Origin of the sequence: Nonomuraea sp. NPDC048881 (assembly GCF_040649795.1) — a bacterium.
GTDB lineage: Bacteria > Actinomycetota > Actinomycetes > Streptosporangiales > Streptosporangiaceae > Nonomuraea.
Genome location: NZ_JBEZGC010000003.1, coordinates 391,906 through 413,053, shown reverse-complemented (window position 1 = coordinate 413,053; position 21,148 = coordinate 391,906). Strand labels below are relative to the sequence as shown.

The window sequence follows — 21,148 nt, the reverse complement described above, 5'->3', positions numbered from 1 at the left end:
TGGCCATCCAAGCTTCGAGTCGAAGCCCAGATGGCCATTCGATCAAGCCCGTGTTGCTAAAGCTTCTGGTTCGGGAAGTGCTTTCGCCTGGTGGAGGTGACGCTGCATTCCATCAGCCTCGACCACTCCGTGGTATTACCGAGGAGATCCGTGTCGATCTCACGGTTCACGAGCCAATAGAGATCATGGGTCCATGGCTGGTAGTGATAGTTTGCTCTGTCCTTCTTCCCTCTGCCAGCCTTTACTGTCCAGGTGAAGTTGACCGTCACCACGTTGGTGAGCTGCTGTTCGTACTGATTGATCGTACAGGTGCTCAGCGCGCTTTCTTTGCACTTCGAGCGTATCGGCGGTATGGCGGAAACGTAGGTTCGCTTTTCGCTGAGGTCGATCATGTCGTCGGCGACATCCGTCCCTACGCAGTCGTCTTCTTTTGCATGCTGAACCTCCAGGCTGATCCCTCCTGTCACGCTCGGCTTGCCGTCGAAGCCACCACTGATATCCAGGCTGGGAGACCAAGAGGTGCTGTCATGAACGAAACACGCGTGGCTCTTCATGAAGACCTTCGTGTTCGGCGAATTCTCTGACGGCTTGGCGGCATCCTTGCTCCAGCCGGTGAGGACTTTGCCGAAGGCCGAAGCGGCGCCATATTTCTTGCTTTTCGAGGCGAAGGTAAGCGATGTTACGACATCATCGAGCCGCCATATTTCATCCTCATCGTAGATGTCCGTTTCCTGGCTGCGGTCCCACTGGGCCCGCACCGTGTTATCCCAGTACCAGCCCTTCGCACCCAGAGGTTCATGGATCTTACAGGTCATGCGAGTGAAGTCTTTGACGCGATATTCCTCTGGTTTGTCCCCTCGAACTCCTCCTGGGACCTGGATGCCGCACGAGGAGGCGTATCCCGCATCGTCGCTTTCCCCGCAATGAGGGGTGGCCGCCGCGCGATTGGTCGCACTGCCCTCGATCGTGTCGCCGCAGCTGCCGGCGTCGTCGAAGTCGCTGCCGTCCTGGTTGGCATCATCGGGGAGCGCGACATCGATGATGCCGCCCTCGCACCCGAAGACGAAGATACTGATGGTCGCTTGGCTCGGTTCGACCTGCCCCGCGCCGGCCTTCGTGGCAGCCGCAGGCGACTGAGAGGCCGTCTCCTTCCAGGAACGCTTGATGGAGGCCGTCACCTGCACGGTGCCATCCGGCATGGCCTGGGGAACGACGTTGAACACCTCGACCACCGAATCCGACCTTGTGATCCCACCCTTGTCGAGCTGCTCCTTCTCCGCCACCAGCACCGGGTTGAGCAAAGACAGCTTGGCTGTCATGGGATGACTCGCCACGACTCCGGGCGCCTCGAAGACCGTGGCCGCCTGCCCCTCCAGCACGGCGTCCTGCGCCTTGAAGTAGTCATTGATGCGCTGCTTGTAGGCATCAACCGACGAGGCGGCCGAGTCGTCGATTGCCGCCTGTCCGGTTGCGGCCGGCCGGTCCAGGCATCGATCGTTCCCGCCACCACCGGGCGCGGGAGGAGGCGGTGCCGGCTTCGGAGTGACGGTGGCTGCTTCCCATTCACCCACGCCGTACTTCGTCCTTGCGCGGACCCGAACGGTGTAGGCGGTGCCGTTGGCCAGCTGCCCGACCGCTATCGACGGCTGATCGGTGTCCCAGCTGCTCACCACCTGTCCGGCACCATCGACGATCTCCACGTCGTAGCCGTCCAGCAGCACCAGACCGCCGGTGTCTTCCGGCAGGCCCCAGCTGGCGACCAAGCCCTTGTCGCCAGCGGATGCGTTGAGGTTCAGGACCTTCGACGGCGGGCCGGGCAAGATGTAGGTCAGTGCGAGGCTGAGCTGCTCAGCAGCGCTCGGGCCGCCCAGAGTGACCGGCTGCTCGTGCTCTGCGGTCACCAGGTACCACATCGCCGTACTGTCTTTGAGATCGACCTGGCCGACAGACAACGGCAGATCGTTGACATCGGCCGCATCCACATCAGCGGCCAGATCTGAACCTCTGCTGTCCTGAGTCACGCTGTTGTTCAACCCGGAGACTTTCAGAACCACGCCGTCTGGGCATGCAGCTCCTCCACACAGAGCACTTCCGGGTTTGAAAATGGCCCCGATGAAGCTGGCTCCGTCGGGCACCTCATCCAGCCGCACCCCGATGACTGAGGCGACCTTGTCCTGGGCGGCACCTCCTGCCTGAAGGGCATCTGAGTCGACCAGCGGACACGGCGCGCCGTCGCAGGCGGTCGGGTCGGTCTTGGCGGTCTTGATGACGAAGTTGTCCTTGCCCAGCGTCAGGTGCCGGACGTCCTCCACCGGGGGCGGCGGTGGCGTGCCCGGGGTGGTGAAGGAGACGGGGGCGGTCTTGGAGGTGCAGACCTCTTCGAGCATCGGGGTCGTCGGTGTGGTCGGTGTGGTCGGTGTGGCAGTGGGGGTAGGGGTCGGGGCCGGGGGTGCGCCGATCGGGGTCTGCATGTCCGCCTGGATCTCGGCGGCGCTCTGCGCGCGGCTGTAGATGCGCAGTTCGTCGATCGTGCCGCCGAAGTACTCGCCCCAGTTGGTGTTGGCGCCGATCTGCAGGGCGCCGCCGGAGTCCTCCAGAGCGCCGACGGCCTTCTGCGCGACCTGTTGCCCGTTGACGTACAGGCGGGCGGTGGTGCCGTCGTGGGTGACCGCCAGGTGGGACCAGGTGCCGGTGGAGAGCGCCGCCGTGCCGTCGACCTGCTGGTGGACGCCGCCGGAACGCAGCCAGCTGCTGGGGGCCGTGCCGTTGGAGGCGTACAGGCCGTAGCCGACGCCGCCCGTGTAGTCCTTGAAGGCGACGCTGCGCCAACCGCTCACGCTGGTGGGGTTGACCCATGCGGACATGGTCATGCCCCGCGGCAGCACCAGGCCGGCGTCGTGCGGGACGGAGACCTTGCTGGACGTGCCGTTGAAGGACAGCGCCTTGCCGTACTTGCCGGCGGTCCAGGTCGTGTTCTGGGCGGTTCCGGTGTTGTTCTTGCCGGAGACGTCGCCGACGCTCGTGCCGGCGCCCTCGTTCATGCCGTAGGCCGCCACGAGCCCCTGGGGAAGCGGCGTGGGGGTCGGCGTCGGTGTGGGCGTGGGGGCCGGCGTGTCGCCCGGCGTCGTGGTGCCGCCCTGGCCGACGGCGCAGGCCACCATCTGCCACTTGTAGGTGCTGCCGGGCTGGACCGTGTTGGCCGGGATCTGGAAGGAGGCGCGTTCGCCGCCGCTGACCTTCCGGGTCCCGAGCGGAGCCGACCCGACCGGGGTTCCGGCGTTGTCGTACAGGTAGTACTTGGCGGTCACCGGCCCGCCGGAGGGGCGGTTGACCATGCCGGACAGGATCGGCTGGACAGGGTCGGCCATGCCGGTCTCGGTGTCGGTGGGCAGCGTCGCCGCGTCGGAGGTGATGCGGTAGGCCGGGCTCTCGTTGCAGGACGGCGGCGTCACCCCGGTCCGGCACGCCTTGACCACGAACTTGAAGCTGGCCGGATTGTCCAGCGAGAAGATCCTCTCCGGGGCCTGACCGGCGGGCACGCCGTTGTTCGTCGTCGTGCCGGGAGCGGTGACCATCGTGCGCAGATCGGCCGGCGACAGCACCCGCTGGTAGGCGTGGACGTCGTCGATCGCGCCGGTGAAGGGCGTGTGGTCACCGGCGATCTGCCCCTTGCCGAACTGGAAGGCGCCGCGGGCGTTCCAGTTCGCGGTGTGATCGCGTTCGTCGGCCAGCTCGCCGTCGACGAACAGCCGGATCTTGTGAGCGGTCTGGTCGTACTGGACGGCCACATGGCTCCATCGGCCGACCCGGGCGATGTTCTTGGAGACCGCCCACTGTTCGTAGATCCGATCGGGGATGTCCTGGGTGACCATGGTGAGAACCCACCGCTGATCGACCTCGGGCACCGTCGAGCGGGCGTAGGCCAGGGTGAAGGCGGGCTGGTTGACGCCCTGCTGGGAGAAGACCACCTGGTCCTCGGCGCTGTCCTCCAGCTTGACCCAGGCCGTCACCGTGTAACTCTGATCGGTGTTGAGCACCGGCCCGGCGGTGGCGCCGGTGCCGCCGGACAGTTTGAGAGCCTGGCCGACCTGCCCGGGGACGCGGCTGTAGGCGCCGGTCAGGGTGGCGTTCAGGTTGTGGCCGGAGGCGTCGGCCGCGCCGGCTCCGGACGTCTCGTCCAGCTTCCAGTAGGCGGCCTCGCCGGTGGGAAGCTGCGCGGGGGGCGGGGCCATGGTGGAGTCGTTGACGCTGACGGTGTAGTCGAGCGGGGTCGCCTCGGGCACGCTGGACTTGTAGGTGACCTTCACCGCCGTGGAGCGGGCGATGGCGTCAGTGCCGCTCAGAGAGTCGATGGACTCGGCGGCCACAGTCGGGATCTCCGGCGGCAGCACCCAGTCCACGCTCAGCTTGGGCACGTTCTGGCCGAACATCTGCGCCCAGAAGTCGAAGTTCTCGCTGGCGTTGGAGGGGGGCGTGGTCTCGGTGCCCAGTTGCAGCATCAGCCCGTGGTTGGGGGTGCCGCCGGCCCAGGCCTGAGCCATCGCGGTCAGATCCCAGCTCCACACCGCCCCGGCGGTCTGCGGCTGGATGCACGGATTGATCGAGGAGCGTCCGTCGGGGGTGGTGGCGGGCTGCCTGCTCCAGAACGTGTCGTCGGCCACCCAGGCTTCGGTGATCCGGTGCGCGAAGATCGACTGGTAGTTGACCAGGCAGGAGCTGGCGTTGGCCCGCAGGGTCAGCTGCATGGTGGCCTTGAGCACGTTCCGGTTGGCGATCGACGTGGTGTCGAAGGCCATCAGCGCCCGCAGCGTCTCCGGCCTGTCGGCGCAGGTCTGGTTGGGCCACGTCCCGGTGCAGTACCGGTAGTTCTGGCGGCCGACCCTGCCCGGGGAGATCTGGGAGTTGGGCGACATGATCCCCACCTCTTGGGTGACGCCCAGAGTGGTGGTGGGATCAACGGTCACCGGGTACCGGGTGGCCGGGTCGGCCAGCCAGGCCGGGTCCGGCTTCAGCACCAGGACGGTCCGGCCGTCCTTGCTCTCCACGCTCGTCCTGACCTTGGCCTCGCGGCCCGGCCGGCCGTCGGCGGTGTCGGCCGCGGCGGCGTCCCACATCCGGGGCGCCGGAGCCGACAGGGCGGTCTTGCCCTTGTTGTTCTTCAGCGCCAGCCCGCCCCCCTTCGACATCGAGAGCGTCAAGCCGTCGGTCTCCACCGGCAGCCGGAACTCCACCGGCTTCGTGGGCCGCTCGCGCAGGACGACGTCGTGCCGGAACCCGGTGGGCAGGGCCGTGGCCACGAGATCGGCGCCGGGCCCGGCGGCGTCGGCGTACCGGGCCTTGTCGCCGGTGATCTCCGGGCGTGGCAGCGGCGCGCCCCAGGACAGGGCGACCCGCTGTTTCCCGTCACGTGCCAGTGAGGCGAACGGGCCGTCGCCCCCCAGCGAGAAGCTCACGTCGGCCTTGGCCAGCTTCGGCCTCAGCACGCCGTCCCGCTCCACCAGGCTCGTGTCGATCGGGGCCCAGCCGCCATCGGCCTGTTTGAGCTGCACCGGCCCGTCGTAGGCCTGGGTGGTCAGGTGCCCGTCGGGATAGGCCCACACGCGGGCGGACTCGGTGAAGGCCGCCTCCACCGGCACCGGCTGCCCCGACCTGCGCGCCTGGGCCACCGCCGCCCGCAGCGGCGCGTCCGGATCGTCCGGCTTGGGGAAGGTCGTCATCGACGGAGGAGCGGGGGTCGCGGTCGGAGCCGGTTCGGGATCGGCCGACGCCACCGTGGCGCCGGCCACCAGCAGCGACGCCGCCACCATGAGCGTCGCGGCGACGGCGAGGCGCCTGGGCGGCTTCCCGCTCACCGTTACCGCGCTGACTAACTTGTTCACTGACACTCACAATCTGTGCCGAGTCGGATTAGCAAACAAGATTTACCTACGGTCAAGATCGCCGGGCAACAAGATCAGGGATCACAATAAGGTAAACATAAAATCTGTAACGGCCGCCTTCTCCGGCACGATGTACCTGGCCGAATTACTGGTAATTGCCATTCTCACAACACGCGGAGTGGCAAGGCGATCACGCCTGCAAAACCGGCCCTCCACGGCGCACTGTGGTGCCCGCGTCCCCCATAACCACCACAGCCCAGCCCGCTGTGGACCAAATGAACACGTTGCCGCCCGCCGACCGCAGAAATTACATATGAAGCACCTGGCCCCGCGCCAGAAAACCGAATTCCCGCAACGAAAGGAACGGCGCATGCCCCATGCCGACGGAACACACCGCGACCGCCGCATTCTCCTCCGCCGGGCGGCAGCAGTGCTCAGCGCGCTCCTGATGAGCGCCTCTCTCGTGGCCGGCGCCACGACCCCCGCGCACGCCGCCGGCGGCTGCGCCGACAGGTCGCAGAACGGCTGGACCATCCGGCTCTGCGCCAGCAAGAACGGGCTCGACCTGATCTCCGACATGTACGTCATCGCCAAGGGACAGACCGGCAACGGCTGCAGAGGCGAAGGCCACGCCACCTCATCCGGCCAGCCGATGGGATACCTCGACCTCACCGGCTGCGCCAACATCGCCGTCAACGCCCACTACGTCATCGCCTCGCAATGGGCGGTCGGCGGCGCGCAGGTCACCACCCGCGCGGTCATCTTCGAGAGCCTCTACCCCTTCCGCACACTGTTCGACCAGAGCGCCTCCTTCAACGACGTGTGACGCCCCCGACCCGGTGAGGCCCAGCCGCACCCCGAACGGCCGGATGCCCGGCGCGAGGTGAGAAACCTCGCACCGGGCATCCACGACCCCACCCGGCCCCGGCGCCGCATGAGGTCGGCGCCGGGGTGCTCCGCTCACGACGTCGGCGTGAGGACCTTGGCCTCGTGCTTGGGCGCGGACGGCTTGCGCCCCATCCGCTCCTTCACCCGCTCCACCACCGTGTACAACGTCGGAACCAGCACCAGCGTCAGAAGCGTCGAGGACACCAGGCCGCCGATCACCACGATCGCCAGCGGCTGCGAGATGAACCCGCCCGACCCGGTCACCCCCAGCGCCATCGGCGTCAGCGCGCAGATCGTGGCCACCGCCGTCATCAGGATCGGCCGCAACCTGCGCCGGCCGCCCTCGATCACCGCCTCGACCACGCCCAGCCCCTGATCCCGGTACTGGTTGATCAGGTCGATCAGCACGATCGCGTTCGTCACCACGATGCCGATCAGCATCAGCATGCCGATCAACGCCGGCACGCCCATCGCCGTGTCGGTCGCCACCAGCAGACCCACCGCGCCGGTCGCCGCGAACGGGATCGACACCAGCAGGATCAGCGGCTGGACGAAGCTCCGGAACGTCGCCACCATGATCATGAACACGATCGCGATCGCCGCCAGCATCGCCATGCCCAGGTCGGAGAACGCGTCCGCCTGGTCGGCCGAGGCGCCGCCGATCTCGTACCGGGCGCCGGCGCCCAGCGCCACCGACTTCATCTTCGTCGTCAGCTCCTGGGTGACCGTGCCCAGATCCGACGCCTCCACCTTGCCCGACACCGTCGCCGAACGCTCACCGTCGATCCTGGTCACCTGCGTCGGACCGGCCACCTGCTCCACCTTGGCCACCGACGACAACTTCACCAGCCCCGCGGCCGTCGGCAGCTTCAGGTCCTCGATCGCCTTGACGTCCTCGGGCGCATCGCCCCCGCGCAGCACCAGGTCGCTGCTGCGGCCGTCCAGGGTGATCTGACCCAGCGGCGCGCCGCGGAACGCCTGCGCCACCGCCTGGCCGACCTGACCCTCCGACAGCCCCTTGGCCGCCGCCTTCTCCCGGTCCACCGCGACCTCGATGCGCGGCGCGCTGGCCTCCAGGTTCGACGACAGGTCACGCAGACCCTTCACCTGGCCCATCGCACCCTTGACCGCCTCGGTCGCCGTGCGCAGCGACTCGGCGTCGGGCGCCTGCACGATCACGCTCACCGCGTCGGAGGAGAACCCGCCCCCGCCGGCGCCGCCGACCGTCACCTCACCGACCCCGGACAGACCCGTGATCTTCTCGCGAAGCTGCTGCTCCACCGTCGCCGGCTCGGCGCCGTCCTTGACCGTCACCGAGAACGACGCCCGGTCCGCGCCACCGCCCACGCCGCCCTGCATGGCGTTGCCGCCACCCACGTTGACCTGGTACGTCTCCACACCGGCCAGCCCCGACAGCACGCCCTCGACCTTCTTGGCCGCCTTGTCCGTCGTGGCCAGATCGGTGCCGACCGGCATCTTCTGCGTCAGCGAGATCGTGTTCTGCCCGGAGGAGTCCAGGAAGTTCGTCCGCAGACCGCCCGCCAGGCCCATCGTCCCGACGAACACCGCCACCCCGATCAGCACCGTCACCAGCTTGAACCGCGTGGCGAACCGCAGCACCGGCAGGTACGCCCGCTGCAACGGGCTGCGCAGCTCCTTGGCCTCGGCCTCCTCACGCTGGGCCCGAGCCTGCTCCGGCGACAACGACGGCGCCTTGAGGAACCAGTACGCCAGCACCGGCACCACCGTCAGCGACACCACCAGCGAGGCCAGCAACGCCACCGCCACCGTCACCGCGAACGGCCGGAACAACTCACCGACCATGCCGCCCACGATCGCGATCGGCGCGAACACCGCCACCGTCGTCAGCGTCGAGGCCGTCACCGCCCCCGACACCTCCCGCACCGCGGTCAGGATCGCCTGCAGCTTGGCCTCGCCGTAACCCAGATGGCGCTTGATGTTCTCCAGCACCACGATCGAGTCGTCGACCACCCGGCCCACCGCGATCGTCAGCGCGCCCAGCGTCAGCATGTTGAGCGAGTAGTCACCCGCCCACAGCGCCAGCAGCGCGATCACCACCGACAGCGGGATCGACACCGCCGTCACCAGCGTCGAACGCACCGACAGCAGGAACACCAGGATGACCAGCACCGCGAACGCCAGCCCCAGCAGGCCCTCGGTGGTCAGGTTCTCGATCGACTCCTCCACGTACGGCGCCTGGTCGAACACCACCGACACCTGCGTGTCGGAGGAGTCGCCCAGCGACCGCGTCAGCTCCGGCAGCTTCTCGCGGATCTCGTGGGAGATCGTCACCGCGTTGCCGTCGGGCGTCATCGTCACCGACACGCCGAGGCTCGTCTTGCCGTCGGTACGGGTGATCGTCGAGGCGTCGGCCAGGCCGCGCCTGATCTCGGCCACGTCACCGAGCTTGACCGGCTTGAGCGGCTTGGGCCGCGCCACCTGCTGCGGCAGCGCCGCCCGGCCCGTCTGGGCCGGCTGCCCGGCCTGCGGACGGCCCTGCGCCTGCCCCGGCGTCTGGGCCGGGGACTGGGCCTGCTGCTGGGCGGGCTGCGCGGGGGTCAGGTAGAGGTTCTTCAGCTTCTCCAGCGAGTCGACCCGCGACCCCACCTGCACGGTCAGCGACCTGCCGTCGGAGGTCAGCGACCCGGCCGGGATCGGCGTGCCGTTCGCCTTGAGCACCTCGGGGATCTGCGCCGCCGACACCCCGGCCAGCGCCATCTTCTTGACGTCCGGCTCGATCGTGACGACCTCGTCACGGGTGCCGGTGACCGCCGCCTCGCGCACCCCCTCCACGCTCTGCAACTCCGGCACCATGATCCGGCGCAGCTTGTCGGCCATCGCCCGCTCGTCGCCGCCGTCGCCCACCGCCAGCACCAGCACCGGGATGTCGTCGGTGTTGCCCGCCACCACCTGCGGGTCGACGCCCTGCGGGAGCGTGATCCTGGCGACGGCCTGCTGCATCTTGTTCAGCGAGGCCTCGATGTCGGTGCCGTACTCGAAGGCCACCTGGATCTGGGCCATGCCCTCCTTCGACGTGGAGGTCATCTGCTCCATGCCGGGGATCCCCTGGAAGGAGTCCTCGATCGGCTTCGTCACCTGGTCTTCGACGATCTCCGGCGAGGCGCCGGGGAAGGGCGCGATGACGAACGCGCCCGGGAACGCCAACGACGGCAGGAGCTGCTGCTTCAACTGCGGAATCGTGAACGCGCCGAACGCGGTGATCACGACCGCCACCAAGATCACAAGACTGCGGTTGACCAGACTCAACCGGGCGAAAGCGGTCATAGGCTCCCCTCCAAAGTTCGCCCCAGACTAACACTTTGCCTTATACGAATATTTAGCCTGATCCAGCTTTCCTGATAACCTTCTCAGGAAGCGAGAGGTGAGCGTGAGCGACGACCGCGAAGACCTGATCCGCCGGATCACCGAGACACAGCGCGACCTGGGAAGACTGTTCACCCAGCAACAGTCCCCCCTGTTCAGCTCCAACCTCACCATCCGGCAGCTCCGCGTCGTCATGCAGCTGTCGACGCACGGCTCGGCCTCGGGCCAGGACCTCGCCCACACCCTCGGCGTCAGCCTCGCCACCGTCACCGGCATCGTCGACCGCCTGGTCGCCCAGGACCTGGTCAGCCGGCACGAAGACCCCAACGACCGCCGGGTGCGCCGGGTCGAGCTCACCCCCGCCGGCGCCACCCTGATCGCCGAGATCAACGACGCGGGCCTCAGACACTACAAGCGCATCATGTCCCACCTCGACACCGAGACCCTGCGTGCCCTCGACCACGCCACCCGCCGCATCCGCGAAGTCGCGGACAAGCTCTACAACGAATGACCCGCCCGGGGCGCTCCCGATCGTCGCCGTTTTTCCGATGACTTACGAGGGAATGTCACCAGCCCAGCAGCTTTACATTGTAGATCTCAAGCGGGACAACATCGACGGCAGCTCGCCCTCATGGGCCACCGTCAGCCGCCGCGTCGCCCGCGTCACCGCCACGTACAGGTCGTGGCCGCCCATCGGCGACTGCTCCAGGATCCCCGCCGGATCGACCACCACCACCCCGTCGAACTCCAGGCCCTTGGCCTGCGTCACCGTCAGCACCACCACCGGCGCGTCCAGGTCCGCCGACCCCGGGAACAGGGCCGCCACCCGCGCGTGCAGCCCGTCGGGGGTGATGACCCCCAACCGGCCGCCCTCGCCCCGCGCGCCCAGCTCGGCCCGCTCCGCCGCCACCAGCGCCGGCAGCTCGGCCACCGCCGCCCGCACCGCGCGCGGCTCGTCGCCGCCGTCCCGCACCGACTCCGGCGGCTCCTGCCCCGGCGCCACCGCCGCCAGCACGTCGGCCGCCACCCGCATGATCTCCACCGGCGTGCGGTAGTTGACCAGCAGCCGCTCCTCCCGCCAGCGCCCCTCCAGGTACGGATCGAGCACCTGCGCCCACGAGCGCGCCCCCGCCGCCGACCCCGTCTGGGCCAAATCGCCCACCACGGTCAGCGACCGCGCCGGGACCCGCCGCACCACCGTCCGCCAGGCCATCGGCGACAACTCCTGCGCCTCGTCCACGATCACGTGCCCGTACGCCCACGTGCGGTCGGCCGCCGCCCGCTCGGCCGTCGTCAGCCCCGCGCCGTCGTCGGCCTGCCGCTCGGCCAGCACGTCGGCCCGGTCGAAGACGCCCTCCTCCAGCAGGCCGGTGGTCTCCAGCACCTCGCGCGCGTACAACTCCTGCTCGGCCCACTCCTCCCCCGCCCGCCGCGCCGCCACCCGGTCGGCCGAGTCGTCGTGGCCCAGCAGCTCGGCCGCCTCGTCCAGCAGCGGCACGTCGCCGACCGTCCACGGCGACTCGCGGGGCCGCACCAGCGGCGTCCAGTCCAGGCCCGGCGGGCACACCGACCACAACGTGTCCGGCGCGGACAGCAGATCGGCGACCAGCTCCTGCGGCGTCAGCTCCGGCCACAGCTCGGCCACCGCGCGCCGCACCGGCTCCTCCCCCCACAGCCGCTCGGCCGCCAGCGCGATGTCCGTCTCGTCCAGATCGCCCTCCAGGTCCAGCGGCTCGGCCAGCTCCGGGTCGTCGACCGCCAGCTCCTCCAGGTGCAGCGACTCCTCCAGCGCCCGCGCCTCCGCCCTGGCCAGCTCCTTCAGCAGCTCGGTGACGTACAGCTTGCGGGCCATGTTGTGCGGCAGGCGCACCGCCCGCGCCCGATCGCGCAGCCGCACGCACACCGCGTGCGGCACGCGCAGCCGCAGCCCGTCGAGCTCCACCTCCAGATCGCCCGCGGGCACCCGCTGCCGGTCGGCCACCGCCGCGGCCACCACCTCGGCCATCCGCAGGTCTCCCTTGACCACCGCGGCCGCCGGCGGATCGGCCGCCACCGCCCGCACCCCCGGGAACAGCTCGCCCACCGTGGCCATCACCACCTGCGTCTCCCCCAGCGCCGGCAGCACCTGCCCGATGTAGCGCAGGAACATCGGGTTGGGCCCCACCACCAGCACCCCGCGCCGCTCCAGCGTGTCGCGGTGGGTGTAGAGCAGGTAGGCGGCCCGGTGCAGCGCCGCGACGGTCTTGCCGGTGCCCGGCCCGCCCTGCACCACCAGCGCCCCCTGCAGGCCCGCCCTGATCACCCGGTCCTGCTCGATCTGGATCGTGGCCACCACGTCGCCCATCCGGCCGGTACGGCCGCGCCGCAACGCCGCCAGCAGCGCCGCCTCCCCCACCAGCGTGCGCCGGTCGCCGTCGGACATGCCGTCCAGGTCGAACACCTCGTCGTCGATGCCGACCACCGTGCGGTCCTTCAGGTGCAGATGGCGGCGCCGCACCAGGCCGCCCGGGTCGGTGGCGGTGGCCACGTAGAACGGGCGCGCGGCCGGGGCCCGCCAGTCGATCAGCACCGACTCGTGGTCCTCGTCGCGCAGCCCGATCCGGCCGACGTACGTGCTGACGCCGCCGGAGTCGTCGATCCGGCCGAAGCACAGGCCGCGCTCGACCGCGTTGAGCTGGGCCAGCCGCCGCGCCTGCTCGGAGGCGGTCACCTCGCGCTCGACCCGCGCCTGCCGGGTGCCCAGCGCGCCGCCGCCGGCGTACACCTGGCGCAGCGTCGCCTGCGCCCGCTCCCTGGCCGCGTCGAGCCTGGCGTACAGCCACCGGACCGTACGCTGCTCGCTGTCAAGGGCTTCCGCGAGACCATCTTGACGATTAGCCATTCCCTGCTATACTCCTTTACGGGAGCTCTATGGAGCCGCTTCTCGTATTGTCGAGCTCACGAGCCTAGCCCTCCTTCGCCGTTCCGGCAACCGACGCCGCCCGTCCGCGTTCCCGCGGCTGGTGCTAGCTTGAGCGGTCGTGTCGGACTATCTACGCGACCTGTTCTCCCTGCACGGCCGCCGCGCGCTCGTCACCGGCGGCAGCTCCGGCATCGGCCTGGCCATGGCCGAGGCGATCGGCCGGGCCGGAGCCGAGGTCGTCCTCGCCGCCCGCAGGCCCGCCGAGCTCGACCGGGCCGCCGAGCGGCTGCGCGCCCACGGCGTCACCACCTCCGCCGTCAGCGCCGACCTGCACGACCGGGACGACCTGGCCCGCCTGTGCGCCGCCGCCGGAGAGATCGACATCCTGGTCAACGCCGCCGGCAACAACATCCGCAAACCCATGGCCGAGCTCACCCCCGGCGACTACGAGCAGACCATCGCCGTGCACCTGACCGCCCCCTACCTGCTCGGCCAGCACTTCGGCCCCCGCATGGCCGCGCGCGGCCGGGGCCGCATCATCAACGTCGGCTCCCAGCAGTCCATCAGCGCCTTCGGCCACAGCGGCGTGTACGGCGCGGCCAAGGCCGCCGTCGCCGGTCTCACCCGCTCGCAGGCCGAGGCGTGGTCGGCCCACGGCGTCTGCGTCAACACGATCATCCCCGGATTCGTGCTCACCCCCCTCACCGAGCCCGCCCAGGCCGTCCCCGGCCGCGTCGAGGAGTTGGCCGCCCGGCACATGACCGGCCGCAACGGCGTGCCCGGCGACTTCGCGGGCGCGGCGGTGTTCCTGGCGGGGGACGCCTCGGCGTTCGTCACCGGCCAGCTGCTCTTCGTCGACGGCGGCTTCTCCGTGCACTGACGGTGGTGGCCGGCCCGGTCCCGACGCCTTTACGTTGTAGATCAGGTGCGGCGGCGGGCGCGGTAGGCGCTGGCCTTGGCGCGGTTCTGGCACGACAGGCCGCAGAACCGGCGCGAGGCGTTGCGGGTGGCGTCGAAGAAGACCAGCTCGCACGCCGCCGCCTCGCACGTGCGCAGCCGCACCCCCTGGCCGACGCCGATCACCATGGCCAGCGCGGTGGCCGTGTCGGCCGCCCACGCGTCCACCAGGCCGGCGGCGGGCCCGTGGAAGGCCAGGACCGGTGGGTCGCCGTGCAGGTTGGGCACGGCGCCGTGCCGCAGCAGGGCCCGGTTCAGCGCGGCCGGCGCGGCGGGGCTCGCGGTGAAGGCGGGCCGGAGCTCGTCGGCCACCTCGGCGAGCCGGTCGGCGTCGGCGCCGGTCAGCGCCCTGCTGGGGGTCCATCCATGCTGGACGAAGGCGGCGTCGAGGGCGGCGCGCCGGTCGGCCGGCGGCCCGGCGGGACGACCACGCACCTGGGTGACGGCCAGTTCGTTGACCAGCAGCACGGCCAGATCCACCCACCTACCGACATAACTGTCTATCTGGGACTGGCCGGTGATGCGCCACACGTCTGTCGTCACCGGCGAAGCCTACCTAGGCAGTGAGGTCGGCGAGGGTCACTCGAAGCCGGGGGCGGGCTGCCACAGGCTGATCTCGGTGCCCTGGTCGTCGGTGCAGGAGCAGCCGCGGCCGGACTTGCTCTCGTACACCTCGCCCGTCGTGCCGCCGAGCTCGCGCACCCGCTCGACGGCGGCGTCGATGTCCTCGACGTGGTAGTAGAGGTTGGGCTGCGCGGACCGGCCGCCGGCGCGCAGGCCCATCGGCACGTCGGTGTTGGTGACGTGCAGGTAGCGCTCGTGCTCGCGCCTGAACTCCCAGCCGAACAGCGGCCCGTAGAAGGCCGCCGCCCGTTCCAGGTCCTCGACCGACAGGGTGTAGTAACCCAGCTGGACACTCATGCACGTCTCCCCGCAACAATTGCCGTTATCGTTAAGCATCAACACCATAACGGAAGCAGGCAAAGATTAACAACGACGTTAACGACCTGGACGCCACGCTGGCCGCCCTCGCCGACCCCACCCGGCGCAAGGTGATCGACCTGCTGCGCGAGGGCCCGCGCCCGGCCGGCGAGCTGGCCCAGGCGGTGCGGATGAGCGCCCCCGCGCTCAGCAGGCACCTGCGCGTGTTGCGGGCCGGCGGCCTGGTGCGGGCGGAGGCGGGCGGCGAGGACGCCCGGCTGCGGCTCTACACCCTGCGCCAGGAGCCGTTCGCGGCGCTGCAGGCGTGGCTGGACCAGGTGCAGGCGTTCTGGGCCGAGCAGCTCGGCTCGTTCAAGGACCACGTGGAGCGCGGGCGGTGAGCACGGTGCGGGCGGTGGTCGTCGTGCCGGTCGATCCGGCGACCGCGTTCCGGATGTTCACCGACGAGATCGACCAGTGGTACGTGCGCGGCCGCCACAGCTGGGTCGATCCCGCCCGCGCGGTGGCCATCCGCTTCCAGGACGGCTACCTGCGCGAGCTGTGGGACGACGGCGGCCACGCCGACCTGGGCCGGATCGTGCACTGGGAGCCGCCCCGCCGCCTGGTCTGGGCCGACCTGCTCAACCCGGGCGGCCGGATGGAGATCGAGGTGGCCTTCACCGCGGTCGAGGACGGCACGCGGGTGCTGCTCGAACACCGCGGCCTGGACACTCTGCCGCCGGACGTGGCCGGGCGCATCCGCCGCGGCTACTCCTGGAACATCGTGCTGGGCTGGTTCGCCGCCCGATGGACGCGGGCGTGATCAGCGGCGGCCGTACTTCTTGTGCACGGCCTGCTTGCTGACGCCGATCGCGTCGGCGATCTGCGACCAGGGCAGGCCCGCCACCCTGGCCCGGCGCACCTGGACGGCCTCCAGGCGCTCGATCTCGCGCCGCAGCGCGGTGGTGGCGTGCAGGGCCAGCAGCGGATCGTCGTCCTGCGCCTGCCTCATCAGGGACGCCAGGTCGTTGGTCATGCCCTAACGGTAGTCCACGATCTCCCGCCGCTCAGCGGGTCATCGCGCGTCCAGGACCAGGCGGACGCCGAGGCCGATGAGCACGACGCCGGAGATCTGCTCCAGGCGGCGCCTGACGGCCGGGCGGCCGAGGAAGTCCCTGGCCCTGGCGACGGTCCAGATGAGCAGGCCGTACCAGACGGTGTCCACCAGCACCCAGACGACGGCGAGGGTCACCAGCGTCAGCGGCACGTTCTGCCCGGCCGGCACGAACGGCGGCAGGAACGACATCGCGAACACCGCGGCCTTGGGATTGGCCAGGCAGGTGCCGAGCCCCGACAGGTAGGACCCGCGCAGGCCGGCCACCGCCTCGACCTCCACCGGCGGGGTGCCCCGGCGCGCGTTCCACAGCGCCTGCGCGCCCATCACCACCAGCACGACCGCGCCCGTGACGCGCATGACGTCGTAGGCGACCTGCGAGGCCATCAGCAGCGCCGACAGCCCGAACGCGGCGGCCAGCCCCCACAGCAGGATGCCGGTCTCGTTGCCCAGCGCGGCGGCCAGGCCGGAGCCGCGGGAGCGGAGCGTCTGACGCAGGATGACGGCGGTGCTCACGCCGGGGGCCATGGCCACCAGGAAGCACGCGCCGACGAAAGCCAGAAGGTACATGCTGGGCATGCTGACAGAGAAGGCGGCCTTTTTCTCGCGATTTATCCTGGCTAGTTGATCTAGAGGTACAGCTTGCCGAGGCCGGCCACCGCCTCGGCCATCAGCGCCCGCAGCTCGGCCGGCTCCAGCACCTCGACGTCGGCGCCCATGCGCAGCAGCAGCCAGCGCGCGTGGGTGAGCGACTCGACCGGCACGGTGAGCGTCCGCCAGCCCTCGGGGTCGGGCTCGCCCGCCGCGGCCAGCGCCGCCGCGACCACGTCGGACCCCATCGTGTACGCCAGCAGGTCCTCCCGGCCGGGCGCCAGCCTGATGACGGCCTCGGCGGTGTACATGCGCTCGCGGAACTCCTTGGCGTACGCCCGCCAGAACGCCGCCAGCTCGAACCCCTCCGGCCTGCGGAACCGGCCCGGGAGCTGCTCGACGGTGAGGATGCGCGAGACCCGGTAGGTGCGCGGCGAGCCCTCGGGCGGGGCGGCGACCAGGTACCAGGAGCCGCCCTTGAGCACCAGCCCGTACGGGTGGATCACCCGGTCGACCTCCCGCTGCCCCCACCGGCGGTAGGTCATGTGCAGCGGCCGCTGCTCCCACACCGCCTCGGCCACGTCGCTCAGGTGCGGCACGTCGTCGGCCGAGCGGTACCAGCTGGGCACGTCCAGCAGGAAACGCTCGCGCATGCGCGAGGCGTGCGAGCGCGGCTCGGGCGGCAGCGCGGCCAGCAGTTTCAGCTCCGCGGTCGCCGCGACGTCGGCCAGCCCCAGCTCGGCGGCCGGTCCCGGCAGCCCGGCCAGGAACAGCGAGGACGCCTCCTCGGCCGTCAGCCCGGTCAGGCGGGTGCGGTAGCCGTCCAGGAGCTGGTAGCCGCCCGCCGGTCCGCGGTCGGCGTAGACCGGGACGCCGGCCGCCGACAGGGCCTCGACGTCCCGGTAGACCGTGCGGATCGACACCTCCAGCTCGGCGGCCAGCTCGGGCGCGGTCATCCGGCCCCGCGTCTGCAGCAGCAGGAGGAGGGAGAGCAGGCGGCTGGCACGCATATTCGTCATTGTATTGCGCACATTTTCGGTGTTTGTATGAACAGATGGAACGTTTGACCGCCATCATGAACGCCCTGCGCGCCCAGGACAGCGTCTTGGTGACCGAGCTCGCCGAGCGGCACGGCGTGTCGGAGATGACGATCCGGCGCGACCTGGACGAGCTGGCCCAGCAGGGCGTGGTCCGCCGGGTCAGGGGCGGGGCGCTGTCCCTGCTGCTGCGCGGCGAGGAGCCGCCGTTCGGGGTGCGCGAGCGGGAGGCGGTGGAGGCCAAGCGGCGCATCGGCGTCCGGGTCGCGGCGCTGATCGCCGACGGGGAGGCGGTCGTCCTGGACGGCGGCACCACCGTGCTGGAGGTGGCCCGCGCCCTGACCGGGCGGCGGCTGACCGTGCTGCCGCTGGCGTTGCAGGCCGTCTCGCTGCTGGCCGCCGCGCCGCGGGTGCGCCTGGTGCTGCCCGGCGGCGAGGTCCGCAAGGGCGAGCTGAACGTCACCGGCCCGCTCGCCGAGAGCTCGATCGCGGCGCTGCGCTTCGACACCGCGGTGATCGGTTGCTGCGGCCTGTCGGCCGAGCACGGCCTGACCGCGCACGACCTGCCCGAGGTCGCGGTCAAACGGGCGGCCATCGCCGCCGCCCGGCGGGTGATCGTGGCCTGCGACTCGGGCAAGTTCTCCCGCACGGCCTTCGGCGCGGTCTGCCCGATCTCCCGCCTGGACGTCGTGGTGACCGACGAGGGCGTGCCGCCCGAGCAGCGTGACGCGCTCCTCGCGGCCGGGGTGGACGTCAAGGAGGCCGGATGAGACGCGAACGGACGGCCGTCTACTTGCTGTTCTTCCTGGCCGGCCTGGCCATCGGCACCTGGACGGCCCGCATCCCCGCCATCAAGGAGGCCCTCGGGCTCGACGCGGGACGGCTCAGCCTGGCGCTGCTGGCCATCGCCGCGGGCGCCGTGGCGGGCATGACGACCGTAGGCCGCCTGGTGGACCGGTACGGCAGCAGCCGCGTCATGATCCCGGCGGCCCTGTTGCAGGGCGTGGTGCTGGTGCCGCCCGCCTTCGCCCCCGGCCTGGGCGCGCTGGCCGCCGCGCTGCTGGTCTTCGGGATCGTCCACGGCGTCCTGGACGTGTCCATGAACGCCAACGCCGTCGAGGTGGAGCGCGCCTGCGGTCGGCCGGTGATGTCGTCCTTCCACGCCGTCTACAGCGTCGGCGGGTTCGCCGGGGCCACCACGGGCGGGCTGTTCGCGCAGGCCGGGCTGCCGCCGTCGGTGACCTTCGGGTGCGTGGGGGCGGTGATCGCCGTGCTGGCGGTGTGGGCCTGGCGGTGGGCGCTGCGCTCGACGCCCGCTCCCCTGCCGGCCGGCGGCTCGGGGTCCGGACGGCCCAAGGGCATCCTGTTCCTCGGCGTGCTGGCCTTCTGCTGCCTGGTGGGCGAGGGCGCGGCGGCCGACTGGAGCTCGGTCTACCTGCGCGAGAACCTGGCCTCCTCGGCGGGGTTCGCCGCCGCCGGGTACGCCGCGTTCTCGATCGCGATGACCGCGGGGCGGCTGGCGGGCGACCGGCTGGCCGCCCGGTTCGGGCCGGTGGCGCTGGTGCGGTGCTGCGGGCTGCTGGCGGCGGCGGGACTCGGGCTGGCGCTGCTCGGCGGGGGGCCGGTGGCCGGGGTGGTGGGGTTCGGCTGCTTCGGGGCGGGGTTGTCATGCATCGTGCCGCAGGTGTTCTCGGCCGCCGGGCATCGGGACCCGGCCTTCGCCGGGCGGGCGCTGGCGCGGGTGGCGTCCGTGGGGTACCTGGGGTTCCTGTCGGGGCCGGTGATCATCGGGGCGGTGGCCCAGCTCGCCGGGTTGCCGCGGGCGCTGGCCGTACCGGCGCTGATGGCGGCCTTCGTCGCCCTGACGGCCCCCGCCCTGCGGTCTTAGGCGTCCGATCGCGGGCGGCGTGCCGGGGACCAGCGGCGTGCCGGGGATCAGCCGAACTGCTGCCAGCCGAGCCTGATCACCATCGCCACCACCACGCACAACAGCACGACCCGGACGAACGCCGTGCCGCGCCTGATCGCCATCCTGGCGCCGAGCTGGGCGCCGGCCACGTTGCACAGCGCCATGCCGAGCCCGAGCGCCCACTGCACGTGGCCCTGCAGCCCGAACACCGCCAGCGCCCCGAGGTTGGTGCCCACGTTGATGATCTTCGCCGAGGCGGAGGCGGCGACGAAGTCCAGGCCGAGGATGGTGGTGAAGGCGATGATGAGGAAGGTGCCGGTGCCCGGCCCCATGATGCCGTCGTAGAAGGCGATGCCCACGCCCGCCGCGGCCACCGCCGCCACCACCCGGCCGTCGGTCCGCAGGTGCGGCTGCGGCAGGGCGCCCATCGAAGGACGCAACGTGACGAACGCCGCCACGCCGAGCAGCACCACCATCACGGCCGGGCGCAACACGTCGGCCGAGATCGCCGCCGCCGCCCACGCGCCCAGCCCGGCGCTCACCACGGCCAGCGCCGCACCCGGTAACGCCACCTGACGGTCGATCTTGGTGGAGCGCGCGTACGCCACGGCGGCCGAGGCCGTGCCGAACACCGAGGAGAACTTGTTGGTCGCCATGGCCTGGACGGGCGGCATGCCGGTCATCAGCAACGCCGGCAGCTGCACCAGCCCGCCGCCGCCCACGACGGCGTCGACCCATCCGGCGCCTGCCGCGGCCGCCAGCAACACCACAACCTGCTCCAGCGGCACGCCGCTCCCCCACTCCCCCAGGAAACGCCCAGAAGACTACAGCCCCCCTCCAACCATCCACCGCAGGCCACCCCCTCACCCCCCCATGCCCTTCACCCCCCGCCCCCTTCACCCCCGGCACGATCTCCTGCACACCGTCTACCCGCCGCGCGGGTGACCGGCGGGCGCCGTCCCGGCCGGATAGACGAGACTGGACCGGTGACGATCGAGAACGGACCGCCCGCGTCGAGCACCTCCATCGTGGTGCTCACGCTGGCGCGGCGGGTCGAGACGGAGCTCTCCGCCGAGCTGGCGCCGCTTGAGCTGACGATCAGCCGCCTGGGGCTGCTGGGACACATCGCCGGGGTGCCCGGCGCGTCCTTCAGCGACCTGGCCCGCATGTCGGGCATCTCGGTGCAGAGCGTGCACGCGGCGGTCAAGGGGCTCGCCCAGGCGGGGCTGGTGCGCGACCGTACGGCGCGGGCGGGGTCGGCCTCGACCATCGAGCTCACCCCCGAGGGGCAACGCCTCCTGCGGGAGGCCGCCCAGGCCATCACCAAGGTCGACGAACGCCTCTTCGGCCCCGACGCCGACCCGATCCACCAACAGGTGGGCGAAGCGATCCGCACCGCCTTCCCCACTCCCTGACCTCTTCCCCCACCGCCCGGCCTCCGCCCCCTCCGTCGCCGCTTCAGCGGTGGAGCCCTGCGACGGCCGCCAGCACCTGCTCGCGGGCGGTGGTCGCGGAGGTGACGCCAGTGAGCACGTAGGCGGCCAGCCCTTCGGCCAGCGCCGCGATGGCCTAGAAGGCGAAGGCGAAGGCGCGGGTGCGCCGTAG

Annotated in this window: 17 protein-coding genes; 8 read left to right on the top strand and 9 right to left on the bottom strand. The window is 70.9% G+C overall.

The features are described from left to right. Nucleotides 1-56 precede the first annotated feature (56 nt). Nucleotides 57-5,879: a LamG-like jellyroll fold domain-containing protein gene (locus AB0C33_RS12775; RefSeq protein ID WP_358286653.1), complete on the bottom strand. Its 5,823-nt coding sequence runs from the start codon at nucleotides 5,877-5,879 to the stop codon at nucleotides 57-59. 448 nt (nucleotides 5,880-6,327) lie between these two features. Between AB0C33_RS12775 and AB0C33_RS12770 the strand changes: the two genes are divergently transcribed. Continuing rightward, nucleotides 6,328-6,705: a hypothetical protein gene (locus tag AB0C33_RS12770; RefSeq protein WP_358286651.1), complete on the top strand. Its 378-nt coding sequence runs from the start codon at nucleotides 6,328-6,330 to the stop codon at nucleotides 6,703-6,705. A 134-nt stretch (nucleotides 6,706-6,839) separates the two neighbouring features. Here the strand turns inward: AB0C33_RS12770 and AB0C33_RS12765 are convergent, their stop codons facing one another. Continuing rightward, nucleotides 6,840-10,073 (bottom strand): efflux RND transporter permease subunit, encoded by a 3,234-nt coding sequence (locus AB0C33_RS12765; protein ID WP_358286649.1) that lies wholly within the window; start codon nucleotides 10,071-10,073, stop codon nucleotides 6,840-6,842. 97 nt (nucleotides 10,074-10,170) lie between these two features. Here AB0C33_RS12765 and AB0C33_RS12760 point away from each other — a divergent pair, with 97 nt between their 5' ends. Beyond that, a complete protein-coding gene (locus AB0C33_RS12760) occupies nucleotides 10,171-10,623 on the top strand; it encodes a MarR family transcriptional regulator (protein WP_358286647.1) in 453 nt (150 codons plus the stop codon). A gap of 72 nt (nucleotides 10,624-10,695) precedes the next feature. Here the strand turns inward: AB0C33_RS12760 and AB0C33_RS12755 are convergent, their stop codons facing one another. Beyond that, nucleotides 10,696-12,993, bottom strand: a complete 2,298-nt coding sequence (locus tag AB0C33_RS12755; RefSeq protein ID WP_358286645.1) for an ATP-binding domain-containing protein — start codon at nucleotides 12,991-12,993, stop codon at nucleotides 10,696-10,698. Nucleotides 12,994-13,132: 139 nt separating this feature from the next. Between AB0C33_RS12755 and AB0C33_RS12750 the strand changes: the two genes are divergently transcribed. Further along, complete coding sequence (locus AB0C33_RS12750) at nucleotides 13,133-13,894, top strand: SDR family oxidoreductase (protein ID WP_358286644.1); 762 nt, start codon at nucleotides 13,133-13,135, stop codon at nucleotides 13,892-13,894. Nucleotides 13,895-13,935: 41 nt separating this feature from the next. On the opposite strand, the gene AB0C33_RS12745 is transcribed toward AB0C33_RS12750, so the two are convergent. Together AB0C33_RS12745 and AB0C33_RS12740 are read right to left on the bottom strand one after the other, a co-directional pair. Then, the gene (locus AB0C33_RS12745; protein WP_358286642.1) at nucleotides 13,936-14,514 is read right to left on the bottom strand and encodes a CGNR zinc finger domain-containing protein; all 579 of its coding nucleotides are present in this window, start codon (nucleotides 14,512-14,514) and stop codon (nucleotides 13,936-13,938) included. 36 nt (nucleotides 14,515-14,550) lie between these two features. Next, the gene (locus AB0C33_RS12740) at nucleotides 14,551-14,892 is read right to left on the bottom strand and encodes a VOC family protein (protein WP_358286640.1); all 342 of its coding nucleotides are present in this window, start codon (nucleotides 14,890-14,892) and stop codon (nucleotides 14,551-14,553) included. A gap of 65 nt (nucleotides 14,893-14,957) precedes the next feature. Here AB0C33_RS12740 and AB0C33_RS12735 point away from each other — a divergent pair, with 65 nt between their 5' ends. Both AB0C33_RS12735 and AB0C33_RS12730 read left to right on the top strand, forming a co-directional pair. Next, nucleotides 14,958-15,293, top strand: a complete 336-nt coding sequence (locus tag AB0C33_RS12735; protein ID WP_358287563.1) for a metalloregulator ArsR/SmtB family transcription factor — start codon at nucleotides 14,958-14,960, stop codon at nucleotides 15,291-15,293. Beyond that, nucleotides 15,290-15,715, top strand: coding sequence for an SRPBCC domain-containing protein (locus AB0C33_RS12730; RefSeq protein ID WP_358286638.1), 426 nt, complete (start codon nucleotides 15,290-15,292; stop codon nucleotides 15,713-15,715). The genes AB0C33_RS12735 and AB0C33_RS12730 overlap by 4 nt, the downstream gene beginning before the upstream one ends. Here the strand turns inward: AB0C33_RS12730 and AB0C33_RS12725 are convergent, their stop codons facing one another. From AB0C33_RS12725 to AB0C33_RS12715, 3 genes are read right to left on the bottom strand one after another with little or no spacing between them, the layout of a single operon-like run. Next, entirely contained in the window at nucleotides 15,716-15,928 is a 213-nt protein-coding gene (locus tag AB0C33_RS12725; RefSeq protein WP_358286636.1) for a hypothetical protein, read from the bottom strand. A 39-nt stretch (nucleotides 15,929-15,967) separates the two neighbouring features. Further along, the gene (locus AB0C33_RS12720) at nucleotides 15,968-16,576 is read right to left on the bottom strand and encodes a LysE family translocator (protein WP_358286635.1); all 609 of its coding nucleotides are present in this window, start codon (nucleotides 16,574-16,576) and stop codon (nucleotides 15,968-15,970) included. Between the two features lie 59 nt (nucleotides 16,577-16,635). Then, nucleotides 16,636-17,607 carry a YafY family protein gene (locus AB0C33_RS12715; protein ID WP_358286633.1) on the bottom strand — a complete coding sequence of 324 codons (972 nt, stop codon included), beginning with the start codon at nucleotides 17,605-17,607 and terminating at the stop codon, nucleotides 16,636-16,638. A gap of 44 nt (nucleotides 17,608-17,651) precedes the next feature. On the opposite strand from AB0C33_RS12715, the gene AB0C33_RS12710 reads away from it, so the two are divergent. Together AB0C33_RS12710 and AB0C33_RS12705 are read left to right on the top strand one after the other, a co-directional pair. Continuing rightward, on the top strand, nucleotides 17,652-18,404 hold the full coding sequence (locus tag AB0C33_RS12710; protein WP_358286631.1) for a DeoR/GlpR family DNA-binding transcription regulator: 753 nt from the start codon (nucleotides 17,652-17,654) through the stop codon (nucleotides 18,402-18,404). Then, nucleotides 18,401-19,522 (top strand): MFS transporter, encoded by a 1,122-nt coding sequence (locus AB0C33_RS12705; RefSeq protein ID WP_358286629.1) that lies wholly within the window; start codon nucleotides 18,401-18,403, stop codon nucleotides 19,520-19,522. Before AB0C33_RS12710 ends, AB0C33_RS12705 begins: the two co-directional genes overlap by 4 nt. A gap of 47 nt (nucleotides 19,523-19,569) precedes the next feature. Here the strand turns inward: AB0C33_RS12705 and AB0C33_RS12700 are convergent, their stop codons facing one another. Next, a complete protein-coding gene (locus AB0C33_RS12700) occupies nucleotides 19,570-20,331 on the bottom strand; it encodes a TSUP family transporter (protein WP_358286627.1) in 762 nt (253 codons plus the stop codon). 198 nt (nucleotides 20,332-20,529) lie between these two features. Between AB0C33_RS12700 and AB0C33_RS12695 the strand changes: the two genes are divergently transcribed. After that, the gene (locus AB0C33_RS12695) at nucleotides 20,530-20,958 is read left to right on the top strand and encodes a MarR family winged helix-turn-helix transcriptional regulator (RefSeq protein WP_358286626.1); all 429 of its coding nucleotides are present in this window, start codon (nucleotides 20,530-20,532) and stop codon (nucleotides 20,956-20,958) included. The last annotated feature ends 190 nt before the right edge of the window (nucleotides 20,959-21,148 follow it).